At 73.7% G+C, this 16,144-nt stretch carries 16 protein-coding genes; 8 read left to right on the plus strand and 8 right to left on the minus strand.

What is annotated here, in order from left to right; translation table 11 throughout:
• Nucleotides 1-3 precede the first annotated feature (3 nt).
• On the plus strand, nt 4-390 hold the full coding sequence (locus SM577_RS10690; RefSeq protein ID WP_088997128.1) for a cold-shock protein: 387 nt from the start codon (nt 4-6) through the stop codon (nt 388-390).
• Here SM577_RS10690 and SM577_RS10695 read toward each other — a convergent pair.
• A complete protein-coding gene (locus SM577_RS10695) occupies nt 351-1,214 on the minus strand; it encodes a 1,4-dihydroxy-6-naphthoate synthase (protein WP_302918524.1) in 864 nt (287 codons plus the stop codon). The two genes, SM577_RS10690 and SM577_RS10695, sit on opposite strands and share 40 nt — an antisense overlap.
• 679 nt (nt 1,215-1,893) lie before the next feature.
• Here SM577_RS10695 and SM577_RS10700 point away from each other — a divergent pair.
• Nucleotides 1,894-2,787, plus strand: coding sequence for a GNAT family N-acetyltransferase (locus SM577_RS10700; protein WP_474586811.1), 894 nt, complete (start codon nt 1,894-1,896; stop codon nt 2,785-2,787).
• 62 nt (nt 2,788-2,849) lie between these two features.
• On the opposite strand, the gene SM577_RS10705 is transcribed toward SM577_RS10700, so the two are convergent.
• Together SM577_RS10705 and SM577_RS10710 are read right to left on the minus strand one after the other, a co-directional pair.
• Nucleotides 2,850-3,500 (minus strand): futalosine hydrolase, encoded by a 651-nt coding sequence (locus SM577_RS10705; RefSeq protein ID WP_474582247.1) that lies wholly within the window; start codon nt 3,498-3,500, stop codon nt 2,850-2,852.
• Complete coding sequence (locus tag SM577_RS10710) at nt 3,497-5,104, minus strand: MFS transporter (RefSeq protein WP_302918520.1); 1,608 nt, start codon at nt 5,102-5,104, stop codon at nt 3,497-3,499. The genes SM577_RS10705 and SM577_RS10710 overlap by 4 nt, the downstream gene beginning before the upstream one ends.
• Before the next feature lie 86 nt (nt 5,105-5,190).
• Between SM577_RS10710 and SM577_RS10715 the strand changes: the two genes are divergently transcribed.
• Entirely contained in the window at nt 5,191-6,030 is an 840-nt protein-coding gene (locus tag SM577_RS10715) for a DUF3027 domain-containing protein (protein WP_302918519.1), read from the plus strand.
• A gap of 21 nt (nt 6,031-6,051) precedes the next feature.
• On the opposite strand, the gene SM577_RS10720 is transcribed toward SM577_RS10715, so the two are convergent.
• Nucleotides 6,052-6,303, minus strand: coding sequence for a DUF2530 domain-containing protein (locus SM577_RS10720; RefSeq protein WP_302918518.1), 252 nt, complete (start codon nt 6,301-6,303; stop codon nt 6,052-6,054).
• Nucleotides 6,304-6,390: 87 nt separating this feature from the next.
• On the opposite strand from SM577_RS10720, the gene SM577_RS10725 reads away from it, so the two are divergent.
• From SM577_RS10725 to thpR, 5 genes are all read left to right on the plus strand, one after another.
• Nucleotides 6,391-7,869 (plus strand): NCS2 family permease, encoded by a 1,479-nt coding sequence (locus SM577_RS10725; RefSeq protein WP_474582249.1) that lies wholly within the window; start codon nt 6,391-6,393, stop codon nt 7,867-7,869.
• Nucleotides 7,870-7,985: 116 nt separating this feature from the next.
• Complete coding sequence (locus SM577_RS10730; RefSeq protein ID WP_172899439.1) at nt 7,986-8,435, plus strand: MarR family winged helix-turn-helix transcriptional regulator; 450 nt, start codon at nt 7,986-7,988, stop codon at nt 8,433-8,435.
• Nucleotides 8,436-8,508: 73 nt separating this feature from the next.
• Entirely contained in the window at nt 8,509-9,792 is a 1,284-nt protein-coding gene (locus SM577_RS10735; RefSeq protein WP_474582250.1) for an MFS transporter, read from the plus strand.
• A gap of 152 nt (nt 9,793-9,944) precedes the next feature.
• Complete coding sequence (locus SM577_RS10740) at nt 9,945-10,454, plus strand: hypothetical protein (RefSeq protein WP_302918515.1); 510 nt, start codon at nt 9,945-9,947, stop codon at nt 10,452-10,454.
• Nucleotides 10,455-10,461: 7 nt separating this feature from the next.
• Nucleotides 10,462-11,040 carry an RNA 2',3'-cyclic phosphodiesterase gene (thpR, locus tag SM577_RS10745; protein ID WP_474586812.1) on the plus strand — a complete coding sequence of 193 codons (579 nt, stop codon included), beginning with the start codon at nt 10,462-10,464 and terminating at the stop codon, nt 11,038-11,040.
• A gap of 100 nt (nt 11,041-11,140) precedes the next feature.
• On the opposite strand, the gene SM577_RS10750 is transcribed toward thpR, so the two are convergent.
• From SM577_RS10750 to SM577_RS10765, 4 genes are all read right to left on the minus strand, one after another.
• A complete protein-coding gene (locus SM577_RS10750; protein WP_474582252.1) occupies nt 11,141-12,127 on the minus strand; it encodes an aldo/keto reductase in 987 nt (328 codons plus the stop codon).
• An 80-nt stretch (nt 12,128-12,207) separates the two neighbouring features.
• The gene (gene sepH, locus SM577_RS10755) at nt 12,208-13,290 is read right to left on the minus strand and encodes a septation protein SepH (protein WP_302918512.1); all 1,083 of its coding nucleotides are present in this window, start codon (nt 13,288-13,290) and stop codon (nt 12,208-12,210) included.
• A gap of 185 nt (nt 13,291-13,475) precedes the next feature.
• Entirely contained in the window at nt 13,476-14,603 is a 1,128-nt protein-coding gene (gene serC, locus SM577_RS10760; protein ID WP_302918511.1) for a phosphoserine transaminase, read from the minus strand.
• A 332-nt stretch (nt 14,604-14,935) separates the two neighbouring features.
• Nucleotides 14,936-16,042: a citrate synthase 2 gene (locus tag SM577_RS10765; protein ID WP_302918510.1), complete on the minus strand. Its 1,107-nt coding sequence runs from the start codon at nt 16,040-16,042 to the stop codon at nt 14,936-14,938.
• Nucleotides 16,043-16,144: the final 102 nt, after the last annotated feature.

The following is a 16,144-nucleotide window of genomic DNA, read 5'->3' on the forward strand; positions in this document are numbered from 1 at the left end:
CAGGTGCCTACGGGTCGAGTGAAGTGGTACGACGCGGCCAAGGGATACGGGTTCGTCACCAGTGACGAGGGTGGCGACGTGTTCCTGCCGAAGGGCGCGCTACCCGCTGGTGTCACCGACCTCAAGGGTGGTCAGCGGGTCGACTTCAGCGTGGTGGACAGCCGCCGGGGCGCCCAGGCGATGGGCGTCAAGCTGCTGGAGGCTCCGCCCTCGGTGGCCGAGCTGCGCCGCCGGCCGGCGGAGGAGCTGCACGGCCTGGTCGAAGACATGATCAAGGTGCTGGAGGCGAAGGTCCAGCCGGACCTGCGTCGGGGCCGGTTCCCGGACCGCAAGACCGCGCAGAAGATCGCTCAGCTGGTCCACGCGGTCGCCCGCGAGCTGGAGGTCTGAGGCACCAGCCCGGCGTCGGCGGCCCGGCCGAGCAGCGCCTCCACGGCCGCGAACCCGGCGTCGCCCAGGTCGGCGGTGAACTCGTTGACGTAGAGGCCGATGTGCCGGTCCACCACGTCGGGCTCCATCTCCTGCGCGTGCGCGAGCACGTAGTCCCGGCTGGCCGCCGGGTCGGCCCAGGCTCGGCGCACCGAGTCGCGGATCCATCCGGCGGCGGCCTCCGGGTCGACGCTGCCGCGCCGGGCCAGGATCGCGCCGAGCGGGATCGGGAGGCCGGTGTCGGCCTCCCACCACTCGCCGAGGTCGACCAGGGCGGTCAGGCCGTGCCGCGGGTAGGTGAACCGCGCCTCGTGGATCACCAGGCCCGCGTCGTACCGGCCGGCGGCCACGCCCGGCATGATCTCGTGGAACGGCACGACCTCGATCCGGGCCGGCGGCCGGCCGGCCGACCAGAGCCGGAAGAGCAGGTACGCGGTGGTCCGGTCGCCCGGCACCGCCACCGTGGCGCCGGTGAGGTCGGTGCGGTCGGTGCGGTCCGGGCCACCGGCCCGGTCACGGTCACCCCGGGTGAGCACCAGCGGCCCGCAGCCGCGGCCGAGCGCACCGCCACAGGGCAGCAGGTGGTAGTCCTCCAGCAGCCACGGCAGCGCCGCGTAACTCACCTTGACCAGGTCGAACGCGCCGCGCTCGGCGGCGGTGTTGGTGACGTCCACGTCGGCGTAGGTCACCTCGACCGGCGGGGCGCCGGGCACCTGACCGTGCACCAGGGCGTGGAAGACGAACGTGTCGTTGGGGCAGGGCGAGATCGCCAGCGAGAGCGCCACACCCCCACCGTAGCCCCGCCCCGGCCTTGCCCTCCGCGGCCCCCGCCGCTGTGACCCGCCCGCGCCGGCCCCGTCGTGCGGTCGCTGGGCGCGGCGCTGGTCACCCAGTGGCGGCAGTTGCTGGTTGTGGTCCTTCCGAGCTGCCCTCATGGATGGGGCACCGGCGTGACGGCGTGAACGGGCCGTGCACCAGGCAGGCGGCGGCGTGGCTTCGGCGGCACTCCTCGTGCGGTTGCCTGGACGGCGTGTCGTCAGTCAGGGTGGCGGGTTGCTGTCGGCCCCTTCCGAGCTGCCCTCAGAGATGGGGCACCGGAGTCGCGGCACGAGCGGACCAACTCGTCGGCCGCTCCGAGTGCTGGCGTTGACCCTCCCCGCAGCAGTGGGCGCCAGGGCATCGCCAGCTGCCGCAGTCCTGGAGCGCCAGCCGGTGCGGTCCTGGCGCGGCAGCCGCTGTGGTCCGGAGCGGCAGCCGCTGTGGTCCTGGAGCGCCTGTGGCGCGGTCGCCGGTGACGTCGTCGGCGCGTCCGGGCTGCCCGAGGTCTTGGTCCTATGGGCGGGGCAGCTCTGTAGCGTCTCAAGCACCCTCCACAGGCCCAGCTCGGCTTGGTTTTCCACAGGTTTTTCCACAGGCGGGGGTGGGGCTGTTGAAGTCTGCTCGGCGAGCCGAAACCATCGAGGAATGGCGAAGCGGCCCGGAGGGATCGAGGTGGGAGCCGCGCTGCGCGCGCTGCGACGCCACGCGGATCTGAGCCAGCGGGAACTGGCTCAGCGTTCCGGCGTGCCCAAGAGCACGATTGCGCGGATCGAGGCGGATCCGGAGGCGGATCCCCGGCTCCGGACGGTCGAGCGGTTGGTCCGTGCCGTCGGCGGGGAGCTGACGGTGCGTGTTCGGGAGCGCGCTGCCGCCGAGGCGGACCCGGGAGTGGATGGCCGGAAGTGCGCCACCGTCCGGGACGGAGTGGGCGACGGCATCGACGGCCTGTCGGAGGAGCCGCACGACGGGCATCGGGACGAGGCGGGGCGGCGGTATCCGGCGCACCTGGACCTGCGTGAGGTCCGGACGCTGAAGGACTGGCCGGCGGCGTGGTGGGCGCACTGGTACCGCCTGCCGCCGGAGCGCTGGCCGCTGCGGGTGCCCGAGGTGACGTACGACCTCGACCGGAAGCGCCGCGACGAGCGGCGGCTGCGGGAGCGGGCGCGGGCCGCCGTGGCGATTCGCCGGGTGACCGAGGCGGTGCCGGCGGGCTGCTGGCGGCTGGTGGCCGAACTGCCCGGCGGTGACCTGGTCGGCGAGTTGCGGGCCCACGAACGCAGTGAGGATCTCTGGCTCGGCGACGACCTGGGGGACGAGCGTGTGCTGGTGCTGGACGGCGTGGTGGTCGCCCCGCAGCTGCGGTACCTCGGCATCGGTCGGCGGCTCGTCCAGTTGCTCGGCGAGGAGATGGATCGGGTCGGCATCCGGGCGGCCCGCGCGGTCGCCGAGCTGGGTGGCGTCGACTTCCTGCTGAGGTGCGGCTACCAACTGGAGATGAGCCGGCCGTCGGCCCTGCGGTTCGACCTGCCGCGCCGCTGACCGGTCGAGCCAGCCGGGTGGGCCAGCCGAGTCGGGTCGGAGTCGGGCGGGGGCGGCCGAGGTCAGGCGAGGGCTGCGGCGGCGGTGGTGAGGGCGGCCAGTGCCTCGCGCATCCGCCAGGCGTCGCGGTCCCGGGGGCCGATCGGGTTCGAGATGGTACGCAGCTCGACGAAGGGCAGCCCGGCGTGGCTGGCGGCGACGGCGACGCCGTACCCCTCCATGGCCTCGGCGACCGCGTCGGGGTGCCGGCGGCGCAGCTCCTCGGTGCTCTCCGCCGTGCCGGTCACCGTGCTGACCGTCAACACCGCGCCGACCGTCGCCTCGGGCAGGGCCGACTGGAGGGTGGCCAGCAGGTCGGGGTCGGCGGCGACCGCGACGCCGCCGCCGAGCAGCTCCGGCGGCATGCCGAGCTCGTCGATCGGGATGAACCCGGCGGGCGACTCGGCGCCCAGGTCGGCCGCGACGCTGCGGGTGCCCAGCACGGTGCCGCCCACCGCCACGGCGCCGGCGAAGCCACCGGCCACGCCGGCGCTCAGCACGCCCTGGTACGGCCGTCCGGCGGCCTCGGCGAGCGCCAGCAGCCGGGCGGTGGCCGCGCCGGCGACGGCCGGACCGACGCCGACCGGCACCACCACGACGTCCGCCTCCGGCAGGCCGGCGCGGACCGCCTCCGCCTCGGCCGGTACCGCGGTCACCACGAGCAGACCGGTCACGACACCGGCCCCCGTGGCTCGCGCCGGGTCTCGTCGTCGGTCCCGCCCGGGCCGCCCACGGCCGAGGACGGGCGGTAGATGTGGAAGCCCGGCGGGGCGAGCCCGGGATCGTCCAGGAAACCGCCCTGGGTGGGGGCCGGTGAGGTGGGCGCGGCCTCCGCCGGCTGGCCGTTCCGGTCGCCGCCGTCGGACTCGTCCTCGGTCAGCTCGTCGTCGCCGAGCGGCCGGCCGACCAGCCGCTCGGCGCGCAGCCGCCCGGCCATCACCACGGCCCGGACGGCGGCCAGCGCACCCACCCCGGCCACCACCGCGATCCCGACCCGGCCCTCGAACGGCACCAGCCCGAGCCCGCCACCGGCGACGAAGGCCAGCATCAGCACCGTCTCCGAGTGCGCGAACGAACTGGCCCGCAGCCGCTCCGGGATGCGCTCCTGGATCGAGGCGTCCACGGCCAGCTTGGCGATGCCGCTGATCAGGGCCGCCACCAGGCAGAGCAGGGCCACCATCGGCAGCGAGAACTTGAGCGCGGTGAGCACCCCCACGCCGGCCACGATGACCATGCCGCTGGACTGGATGGCGGCGGGGCGGTGGATGCGCAGCCGGGTGCCGACCGCGGTGGCCAGGAAGGTGCCCACCGCGAGCGCCCCGCCGACCAGCCCCAGCGCGCCCTCGGCGCCCAGGTCGCGGCCGAACACCACGGTGGTCAGGTCGCCGGCCTTGATCGCGAAGGCGAGGAAGAGCAACAGGAAGCCGTAGATCGCGCGCAGCCCGGCGGCGCCGACCAGGGTGGCGATCACCAGCCGGCCGGCGGGCCGGCCGCGGCCCAGCGGGCGGTCACCGGAGCGGCCGTACAGCGCCCGCAGCGGGCGGGGCACCCGCTCCGGCGGTTCCGAGTCCGCCTTCGGCGGCAGCCGCAGGGAGATCACCATGCCGACCAGGAAGATGACCGAGGCCACCCGCAGCGGCCACTGCGGGCCGAACCAGAACGCGGCCAGCCCGATCGGGGCGACCAGCGCGCCGGCCACCGTGCCGTAGACGCTGGCCCGGGCGCCCACCTGGGACAGACCGAGCCCCTCGGGCAGCAGCCGGGGCACCGCCGCCGAACGGGCCACGCCGTACGCGCGGGAGAGCGCCAGCACCCCGAAGGCCGCCGGATAGAGCCCGAAGCCGTGGATGTAGTCCGAGATCAGCCAGGCCAGGAAGGCCCGGCCGAGCATGGTGGCGGCCAGCGCGTACCGGCGGCCGTGCCGGAAGTGGTCGAGCAGCGGCCCGACCACCGGGGCCAGCATGGCGAACGGCACCATGGTGACCAGCAGGTAGAGCGCGACCTTGCTGCGCGCCTCGCCGAGCGGCACGTTGAAGAAGATCGTCCCGGCCAGGCCGATGGCGATCAGCGTGTCGCCGGCGCACGAGATCGCGTGCAGGTCGAAGAGGCGGACCATGCCGACCTCGCCGCCCGCACCCCGGGCCCGGGCCCGGCCGGCCCGCCGGGTCATCCAGCGGCCACTGCTGAACGAACCGCGCAGCAGCAGGCGTACGCCCTTGATGCCGGTGCCGACGGTCCGCCCGAGGAGGGACCGCTCGGAGCGGGAGAACAGCGGCATGTGCACCATCCTCGCCCATCCGTCCGGCGTACGCCGCACCACTGGCCAGAACGTCCTCGGGGAGTGCCTGACAGCCGGCCGCCCGCATGGGGAACAATGGTGGGGTGACCAGGCCCGCCTCCGCCCGTGCCGCCCGTCTCGACCAGGTCTGCGCCGCCGCCGTCGAGCTGGCGCGCGACGCCATCACCGAGGTGGAACCCACCGACGTCGGCGACCACCTCCAGGCCGTCGCCGAGGGCGACCGGCTCGTCACGCACTACTTCGAGTGCCGGCTCGCCGGCTACCGGGGCTGGCGCTGGGCGGTCACCGTCACCCGGGTGCCCCGCAGCCGGAATGTGACGATCTGCGAGACGGTGCTGCTGCCCGGTCCGGACGCGCTGCTCGCCCCCGGCTGGCTGCCCTGGCAGGAGCGGCTCAAGCCGGGCGACCTCGGCCCCGGTGACCTGCTGCCCACCCCGCCCGACGACGAGCGGCTCCAGCCCGGCTACCTGCTCTCCGACGACCCGGCGGTCGAGGAGACCGCGTGGGAGCTCGGCCTCGGCCGGGCCCGGGTGCTCTCCCGGGAGGGGCGCAGCGACGCCGCCCAGCGCTGGTACGACGGCGACCACGGCCCGTCCGCGCCCATCTCCACCGCCGCGCCGGCCGCGGCCCGCTGCGGGACCTGCGGCTTCTACCTGCCGCTCGCCGGCGCCCTGCGGCAGTGCTTCGGCGTCTGCGGCAACTTCTACGCCCCCGACGACGGCCGGGTGGTCAGCGCCGACCACGGCTGCGGCGCGCACTCGGAGACGCTGGTCGAGGCCGCCGAGACCCCGGTCGACGAGCTGCCCACGGTCTACGACGACAGCGCGGTGGAGACGGTGTCGGTCAGCCGGGCGCCCGGTTCGGTCGAGGCCGGGGAGCCGGCGGAGCCGTACGGCCACCCCTGACGGGTCGCCCGACGCCGCCGCTCAACGGGCGGCGGCCCGGCGGCGGCGCCGGTTGGCGTCGTGCCGCATCATCACCGCGAGACCGGGGATACCCCACAGAAAACCGGCCAGGCAGATCCAGAGCCAGTTCTCGCGCCCGCTCTCGGTGAGCCAGTCGCGGAAGAAGAGCAGCAGCACCAGCCCGACGACCGCCCAGATCGCCATCCCGGCGAGCGCGAACGGCACCATCGGCGGATCGAGCGGCTCCGGCCGCGGCGGTTGCTGCTTCGGCACCCGGCAAGCGTACGTGACCGGCTTTCCCTGCCCGCCGGTGATCTGGGACGATGCGCGCGACAACGGAAGATCACCTGCGAGGACCTGATGGCAGTAGAGCCGCCCGAGAACGGCACACCACCCGACCCCGCTCATCCGCGTAACGGTTTCGACCGCTTCTTCGAGATCTCCGCCCGCGGCTCGACGATGAGCCGCGAGGTACGCGGTGGCCTGGCGACCTTCTTCACGATGGCGTACATCGTGGTGCTCAACCCGCTCATCCTTGGTGGTGCCGTCGACGGTGACGGCAAGTCCCTGCCCATTCCCGCGCTGGCCGCGGTGACCGCGCTGGTCGCCGGCCTGATGACCATCCTGATGGGGGTGGTCGGCCGGTTCCCGCTGGCGCTCGCCGCCGGCCTCGGCGTCAACGCGTTGGTCGCGTACGAGATCGCCCCGGAGATGACCTGGGCGGACGCGATGGGCCTGGTGGTGATCGAAGGTGTGATCATCGCCGTGCTGGTGCTGACCGGCCTGCGCACCGCGGTGTTCCGCTCGGTGCCGACCCAGATGAAGACGGCGATCGGCGTCGGCATCGGCCTCTTCCTGACCATCATCGGCCTGGTCGACGCCGGCTTCGTCCGGCGCATCCCGGACGAGGCGAACACCACCGTGCCGGTCGGCCTGGGCATCGGCGGCAAGCTGGTCAGCTGGCCGATGCTGGTCTTCGTGGTGGGTTTGCTGCTGACCCTGGTGCTGGTGGTACGGCGGGTCAAGGGCGCCATCCTGATCGGCATCCTGGCCTCCACCGTGCTGGCGGTGATCGTCGAGGCGGTGGGGAACATCGGCCCGTCGTTCGTCGACGGCAAGCCCAACCCGACGGGCTGGTCGCTGAACGTCCCGGAGCTGCCGAAGACCTGGGTGGACGTGCCCGACCTGTCGCTGCTGGGCAACTTCAACGTGCTCGACTCGTGGAGCCGGGCCGGCTGGCTGGTCGTGCTGATGTTCGTCTTCACGCTGCTGATCACGGACTTCTTCGACACCATGGGCACGATGGTCGCGGTCGGCCAGGAGGGCGGCATGCTCGACGAGCGGGGCACCCCGCCGCGGGCCAAGGAGATCCTGCTGGTCGACTCGATCGCGGCGGCGGCCGGTGGTGCGGCGAGCACCTCCAGCAACACCTCGTACATCGAGAGCGCCGCCGGTGTCGCGGAGGGCGCCCGGACCGGCGTGGCCAACCTGGTCACCGGCGCGCTCTTCCTGCTGGCCATGTTCCTGGCGCCGCTGGTGGTGGTGGTGCCGTTCGAGGCGGCCTCCACCGCGCTGGTGGTGGTCGGCTTCCTGATGATGACAGCGGTGCGGACCATCGACTGGTCCGACTACGAGATCGCCATCCCGGCGTTCCTCACCATCGTGCTCATGCCGTTCACCTACTCGATCTCCAACGGCATCGGCGCCGGCCTGATCACGTACGTGGTGGTCAAGCTGGCCAAGGGCAAGGCGCGGGAGATCCACCCGCTGCTGTACGGCGTGGCCGCACTCTTCGTGCTGTACTTCCTGCGCGGACCGATCGAGTCCGTGGTGCTCTGAGGCTCCGCTCCGGGCCGGGTGACCAACCGGTCACCCGGCCCGGAGCAGGGCGAACTTCTCGTGAGCGTGGTCATATCAGGTGTCGTTAGCCAGGCTCATTAGTTAGGCTAACTATCGTGACGGAGCGGACGGTGACGGCGAAACGCGTGCCACCGGCGCAGCTGGCACCGCAGCTGCGTGATGCGATCACCCGGCTCAACCGACGGGTCCGCCAGGCCCGGCCGGTCGGCGACCTGACGGTCACCCAGCTCTCCGCGCTCACCAGCCTCAAGCTGGCGGGCGCGCTGACGCCTCGGGAACTGGCCGACATAGAGCGGGTGCAGCCGCCGACGATGACCAAGATCGTCGCGAAGTTGGAGGAGCGCGGCCTCGTGCAGCGCAGCCCCCATCCGACCGACGGGCGGCAGGTCATCCTGGCGGCGACCGAGGGGGGACGGGCGGTGCTCGACCAGTTCGAGCGGGCCCGCAACTCGTGGCTGGCCGACCGGCTGGCCGAACTGACCGAAGCCGAACGGGACACGTTGCGGCAGGCCGCGGAGATCCTCCAGCAGATCGCCCGCGGCTGACCGCGCCCCGCGCCACCGGTTCCGCGCCGTCCGACGTCGATGACGCGTACCACGGCGAGGAGGCGCACCAAGAGTGCAGGCGAAGCTGAGCACGATGTTCCAGTCCCTACAGGTCCGTAACTACCGGCTATTCGCGTCCGGGCAGCTGATCAAACTGATCGGCGTCTGGATGATGTTCATCGCCCAGGACTGGCTCGTCCTCGAGCTCTCCGACAACTCGGCCACCGCGCTCGGCGTGGTGACCGCGCTCCAGTTCACCCCGGTGCTGCTGCTCACGCTGATCTCCGGGCGGTTGGCCGACCGCTACGACAAGCGGATGCTGCTCTTCGTCGCCAACGCGTTCTGGACGGTGTTGGCGCTGGCCATGAGCCTGCTGGTGATCACCGGCCTGGTCGAGCTGTGGCACGTCTTCGCGTTCGCCGCCCTGCTCGGCACGGCGAACGCGGTGGAGACCCCGGTCCGGCAGGCGTTCGTCTCCGAACTGGTCGGCACCTCGCTGCTGCCGAACGCGCTCTCGCTCAACGCGGCCACCTTCAACTCCGCCCGGATCGTCGGGCCGGCCCTCGCCGGCCTGGCCATCGCCGCGTTCGACGTCGGGCCGGTCTTCCTGGTCACCGCGCTCAGCTCGATCGCGCCGCTGGTCAACGTTGTCCGGATGCGCACCTCCGAGCTGCACCGAGAGGCGCTCCCGCCGCGCGACGAGCGGGCCCAGGCGAAGGTGATCGACGGGCTGCGCTACGTCCGGCGCCGTCCCGACCTGCTGCTGCCGATGGTGATGATCTCGATCATCGCGACCTCGCTGTTCAACTTCCAGCTCACCCTGGCCGCGCTGGCCAAGACCGTCTTCAACACCGGGGCGGCCTCGTTCGGCCTGTTCAGCAGCGCGCTCGCGGTGGGCGCGCTGGCCGGTGCGCTGGCCGGTACCGGGCGGCGCAGCCGGCCGTCGGTCTGGGTGGTGCTGGGCGCCGCCGTCGCCTGTTCCACCTTCGGCACCCTGGTCGGGCTCGCGCCGGCGTACTGGCTGGTGGTGGCGCTGCTGCTGCCCACCGGGTTCTTCATGGTGTTCTTCGCCCAGGCCGCCAACCAGCGAATCCAGCTCGGCACCGACGCCGCCTTCCGCGGCCGGGTGATGGCGCTCTGGGTGCTGGTGTTCCTCGGCACCAACCCGGTCGGCGCGCCGGTGATCGGCTGGCTCGCCGAGACCTACGGCGCCGGCGCGAGCATCTGGATCGGCGGGCTGATCTCGCTGGCCACCGCGCTGCTCGCGCTGACCTGGCAGCTGCGCCGCTCCGGCGCCCGGCTCCGGTTCCGGGTGCTGCCGATGCCCCGGTTCTACGTCACCTCGACGGACTGCTGACCCCGGGTGCTGCCGGCCGCCCAGGCCGGCCCCGGGGCGTCACCGGCCGGTGGGAACGTGCCCACCGGCCGGCCGATCCGTCCCGATACACGGATGACGCGGATGCCGCCAATCCGGTGGCGGGGCGGCAGGATGCGGCCTAGCGTCTATGTGTGGAGCTCGGACGCGTGCTGCTGCTGGCACTGGCGTTCCTCGCGGTGGCCAGCCTGCCGGCGGCGATCGCCCTGCTCTTCTGCGCCGACGAGATCATCGACCGGATCGTCTGCGGCATCGCCGAGTGGCGCGACCGCCGGCGCGAGCGGCGCACCATCGCCCGGCTGGACCGGGCGATCGAGGCCGACTCGCTCACCCGCGACATCGACCTCAGCGACTTCGACCGTACCGACCGGCGTCCGCTGGAACAGCTCGCCGCCGACCTGCGCCGGCTGGGCAGTCAGCGGATCGGCGTGGGGGGCCGCTCGATGGTCTGGCACGGCGCGGTCCTCCAGGCGTACGACGACCGGCTCCGCCGGGCCTGCCAGGCGCTGGACATCCCCGAGCACCTCACTGAGCTGACCGGCGTCGACCTGGAGATCGAGCGGGTCCGGGTGGAGGGGCTGCTGCACGCCGCCGGGCTGACGCTGCCCGCCGCCCGGGCCGACGACCGCCAGCGCCACCGGTGAGCGGCGGTTGAGGCTCTTCGTCGCGGTCTACCCGCCACCGGAGGCGGTCGACCATCTGACCACGCAGGTGGCCCGGCTCCGGATCGGCGCGGCGGCCGCCGCCGGGACGAACGTCCGGCTCGCCGACCCGACCCAGGCGCACGTGACCCTCGCCTTCCTCGGCGAGGTGGAGGCCGCCCGGCTGGTCGACGTGGAGAGTTCGCTGGGGCTGGCCGCCGAGTGGTCCCGGGACGCGCGCGCGGTGACGCCGCGACTGCGGCTGGCCGGCGGCGGCCGGTTCGGGCAGGGCCGGTTCACCGTGCTCTGGGTGGACGTGCGGGGCGAGGTGGAGGCGCTGGTGGTGCTCGCCCGGCTGATCCGGTCCCGGCTGCGCAAGGCCCGCCTGCCGCACGACGACAAGCCGTTCCGCCCGCACCTGACCATCGCCCGACCCGGCGACCGGGTGCCTCCGGAGGACGTCGCGGCCGACGTCGAGACGCTGCACGGCTACCAGGGCCCGGCCTGGCCGGCCACCGAGATGGTCCTGATGCGCAGCCACCCCGGTCCCAACCCCAGCTACGACCGCCTGGCCGCCTGGCCCCTCTGACCCCGGCCCCCGACCGTCCCCGGTGATCAAGGGGTTCACGTCAGCTCCCGGGGCGGGATCCTGACGCGAACCCCTTGGTCGACGTGCCGGTGCGGGGGAGTTACCAGGCCCAGGCTTCGGGGCCGGGGCCGCCGTTGCCGATGGGCGGGAAGAGTTCGTCGAGGCGGTTCAGGGTGGGCTCGTCGAGGCGGACTTCCAGGGCGCCGAGGGAGCGGTCGAGCTGCTCCACGGTGCGCGGGCCGATGATCGGGGCGGTCACCCCGGGCCGGGAGAGCAACCAGCCCAGCGCCACGTCGGCCGGGTCGTGGCCGAGGTCGGCGCAGAGCTTCTCGTACGCCTCGATGGTCGGCCGGTGCGCGGCCAGCGCCTCGGCCGAGCGGCCGCTGGTGCCCCGCGCCGCGCCGCCCTCGGCCATCTTGCGGAGCAGCCCGGCGAGCAGCCCCCCGTGCAGCGGCGACCACGGGATGATGCCCAGCCCGTGGTGCTGGGCGGCCGGGATCACCTCCAGCTCGACGTGCCGGGTCAGCAGGTTGTAGATGCACTGCTCGGAGACGAGGCCGAGGAAGTTGCGCCGGCCGGCCGCCGCCTGGGCGACCGAGATGTGCCAACCGGCGAAGTTGGACGATCCGACGTAGAGCACCTTGCCCTGCGCGACCAGGGTCTCCATCGCCTGCCAGATCTCCTCCCAGGGCGTGGTCCGGGAGATGTGGTGCATCTGGTAGAGGTCGATGGTGTCGGTCCGCAGGCGGCGCAGCGAGCCTTCGCAGGCCCGGACGATGTGCCGGGCGGAGAGGCCCCGCTCGTTGGGCCAGTCGCCCATCTTGCCGTAGACCTTGGTGGCCAGCACGACCTTCTCCCGCCGGCCGCCGCCCTGGGCGAACCAGCGCCCGATGATCTGCTCGGTGATCCCCTCGCCGGTCTGCCAGCCGTAGACGTTGGCGGTGTCGAAGAAGTTGATCCCGTGGTCGAGCGCCCGATCCATGATCGCGAAGCTGTCCGGTTCGCTGGTCTGCGGCCCGAAGTTCATGGTGCCGAGGCAGAGGCGACTGACGGACAGGCCGGTGCGGCCGAGGTTCGTGTAGTCCATACGGCCCACCCTGCCACGGTGGCCCTTCGAGTGCCTCGCGTCGGCTCCGGCGACCGGAGGGCCGCCGGAGCCGACGCGGGTCAGGAGGACTCGCGGGCCGCCGGGCCGCTGCCGAAGAGCACGTCGTCCCAGCTCGGCAGGCGCTTGCGCGGCTTGCCACCGGCCTCGGTGGACTCGCCGCCGGCAGCCGCCGCGGCACCCGTGCGGCGGGGCCGGAGCACCGCCAGCGACGGCACGGCCGGCACTTCCTTCGGCGCGTCCGAGTCGTCGTCGAAGGCCGAACCCTGGCCGCCGCCGAGCAGCGCCGCGGCGCCACCACCGACCGCCCGCTGCCGGGGCGCGTCGGAGGGGCCGGCCAGCGCGGCCGGTGAGCGCGGGTCGAGCCCGCGACCGGAGGCCGCGCCGAGCGGCCGGTCGAGCGAGGCGAGCAGGGCGTCCCGCCCGGCCCGGATCGGATCCCGGCCGGGGCGGCTGTGCTCGGCCGGCGTCGGCAGGCCGTGCCCGCCGCGACTCGGCTCGCCGCGCGACGGACCGGGCAGCGCGTGCCCGCCCCGCTCCGGCGCCGGCTCCTGGCCGAGGATCGGCGTGGGACGCTCGGCGCAGAGGTACTGCGCCATGTCGTCGTGCGGGGTGACCGCCTGCCGGGTCTTGTCCAGATCCCAGACGGCCTGCGCGGTGGCCTTGCCGGACGGCCAGGTGGCGACGATCCGCCAGGTGCCGTCGTCGCGCCGCCAGGCGTCCCAGGAGATCTTCTCGGTGTCGATGCCGTGCTGGGCCAGCCGGCCGTTGACCACCTCGGCCAGCGGGGTGGGCTTCTCCGCCCCCTTGAGCCGGGTGCGCCGGGCGTGCTGGGCGAGCATCGCGCGCTCCTGGAGCACCGGGCCGGCGTAGCGCAGCACCCGGTCGACCGGCACGCCGGCGATCCGGGCGACGTCCTCGGCGGACTCCCCGGAGCGGATCCGGGCCTGGATGTCGCGGGGAGACAGGGAGGGCGCCGGGTCGGCGGCGGCCGGCGCCACCGCGAGCGGCGGTGCGCCGGGCTCGGCGTGCAGCGCGCCGGCGACGCGCTCGTCGATGGGCAGGGCGAGCAGTCGCCCGACCTCGTCGGCGAGCACCAGGGCCTGGCCGTCCTCGGAGAGGGCGACGAAGCGTACTGGGCGCATTAGCGTTGCCTCCGTCCCGCTTCGCTGGCCGCACGCCACGGGTCGGCCACCCGGGCGTCTCGCACCACGGTACGCGTATCCGCCGCGAGGTGGGAGACGCCACGCCCGCATGTCGCGACTGAGCTGCGGCGATGATCACGGTGGGTGGCCGCCGTCGCCCCGGCGGTCACCCACCGTGTCGATGCCTAGAGGCGCTCGACCACGTAGTCGATGGACGCGGTGAGCGCCTCCACGTCGGCCGGCTCCACGGCCGGGAAGAGCGCCACCCGCAGCTGGTTGCGGCCGAGCTTGCGGTAGGGCTCGGTGTCGACGATGCCGTTGGCGCGCAGCGCCTTGGCGATCGCCGAGGCGTCCACCCCGTCGGCGAAGTCGATGGTGGCGACGACGTTGGACCGCAGCGCCGGGTCGGCGACGTACGGGGTGGCCACCGCGGAACGCTCGGCCCAGCCGTAGACGATGGCGGCGCTCTCCGCGGTGCGCTTGGCCGCCCAGGCCAGCCCGCCCTGGGCGTTCATCCAGTCGGTCTGCTCGGCGGCCAGGAAGATGGTGGCCAGCGCCGGGGTGTTGTACGTCTGCTCCAGCCGCGAGTTGTCGATCGCGGTGACCAGGTCGAGGAAGGCCGGGATGTAGCGGCCGGACGACTTGATCTCGGCGGCCCGCTCCAGCGCGGCCGGGGACATCAGCGCCAGCCAGAGGCCGCCGTCCGAGCCGAAGCACTTCTGCGGGGCGAAGTAGTAGACGTCGGTCTCGCCGACGTTGACCTCCAGCCCGCCGGCGCCGGAGGTGGCGTCGACCAGCAGCAGCGAGCCCTCGTCCGCCCCGGGCACCCGGGAGATCGGCACCGCGACGCCGGTCGAGGTCTCGTTGTGCGGGGTGGCGTAGACGTCCACGCCGGCCTCGGCGACCAGGGTGGGGGCGCTGCCCGCGTCCGACTTGCGGATGGTCGGCTCGCCGAGGAACGGGGCGTCCTTGACCGACTTGGCGAACTTGGCGCCGAACTCGCCGAAGCTGGCGAACTGCGCCCGGTCGCGGATCAGCCCGAACGCCGCCACCTCCCAGAACGCGGTGGTGCCGCCGTTGCCGAGGACCACCTCGTAGCCCTCGGGCAGGGCGAAGAACTCGGCGATGCCGCGGCGCAGCCGGGCCACCTGGTCGCGGACCGTCTTCTGCCGGTGGGAGGTGCCCAGGTAGCTGGTCGCCACGTCGGCGAGGGCGGACACCGCCGCCGGACGGACCTTGGACGGCCCGCAGCCGAACCGCCCGTCGGCGGGCTTGATCTCGTCGGGAATCCGGATGGTCGGTGCGTCAGCCACGGTCTTCAAGATCCTTCCGCATGGGCCGGGGCCCGGTGAGCTGGCGGGGCGCGGACCGGCGGCGGCGTGTGGGCACACGGCGGCCGGGATCCGAGCAAGGTCCGGCGGCACTGCCGAAACCTCATCCTCCCATCCCGGGCGGGCCGCCGGCCGGTCGGTCCCGGCTCCGCGGCTGAGTCCTGCACCACATGTGCCCTGGTTCCGGGTGCCGCCGTGGCCGCTGGGGCGACCACAGGTGCACCCGGAGCGGCCGGGACGGGCGGCCGGGCCGCGCGGGAGACGCGAGGGCCCCGTCCGGCGCGGACGGGGCCCTCGGCGTACGCGGTGCGCGGTCAGACGCCGTGCGGGATGGCGTCCCAGCCGTCGACCTCCTGCGGCTTGCGCGGGCCGTGGCCGACGTACCGGGCGGACGGGCGGACCAGCCGCTGGAGCTTCTTCTGCTCCAGGATGTGCGCGCTCCAGCCGCCCATCCGGGCGCAGGTGAACATCGAGGTGAACATGTGCGCCGGCACCTCGGCGAAGTCGAGCACCACGGCCGACCAGAACTCGACGTTGGTGGCGAGCACCCGGTCCGGGCGGCGGGCCTGGAGCTCGGCCAGCGCGGCCTTCTCCAGCGCCTCGGCGACCTCGAAGCGCGGCGCGCCCAGCTCCTTGGCGGTGCGGCGGAGCACCCGGGCGCGCGGGTCCTCGGCCCGGTAGACCCGGTGACCGAAGCCCATCAGCCGCTCGCCGCGGTCGAGCACGCCCTTGACGTAGCCCTCGGCGTCGCCGCTGCGCTCGACCGCCTCCAGCATGCTGAGCACCCGGGACGGGGCGCCGCCGTGCAGCGGGCCGGAGAGCGCGCCGATGCCGGAGGAGATGCAGGCCGCGGCGTCGGCGCCGGTGGAGGCGACGATCCGGGCGGTGAAGGTGGAGGCGTTCAGGCCGTGCTCGGCGGCCGAGATGAAGTACGCGTCGACGGCCTTGACGTGCCGCGGGTCGGGCTCACCCCGCCAGCGCTTCATGAAGCGCTCGACGATGGTGGAGGCCTTGTCGATCTCCTTCTGCGGCACCGCCGGCAGCCCCAGGCCGCGGGCGGACTGGGCGACGAAGGAGAGCGCGGTCACCGAGACCCGGGCGAGGTCCTCGCGGGCCTGCTCGTCGGAGATGTCCAGCAGCTGGTTGAGCCCCCAGTACGGGGCCAGCATCGCCACCGCGGACTGCACGTCCACCCGGATGTCACCGGAGTGCACCGGCACCGGGAACGGCTCGGCCGGCGGCAGGCCGGGGCCGAACCGCCCGTCCACCAGCAGCGCCCACACGTTGCCGAAGGAGACCTGGCCGATGAGATCCTCGATGTCCACCCCGCGATAGCGCAGGGCACCGCCCTCCCGGTCGGGTTCGGCGATCTCGGTCTCGAAGGCTACGACGCCCTCCAGCCCGGGTTTGAAATCGGCCATGTCGCTCTCCTGGATCTGCTCGGTGCGCCCGCTCGGGCTCTCCTCCGGCCCAGCCGGCCGAGCTCCTCAGGCGACCCCTCAGGGATGTGTTCGTGACATCTT

This window comes from Micromonospora desertarenae (assembly GCF_056150265.1).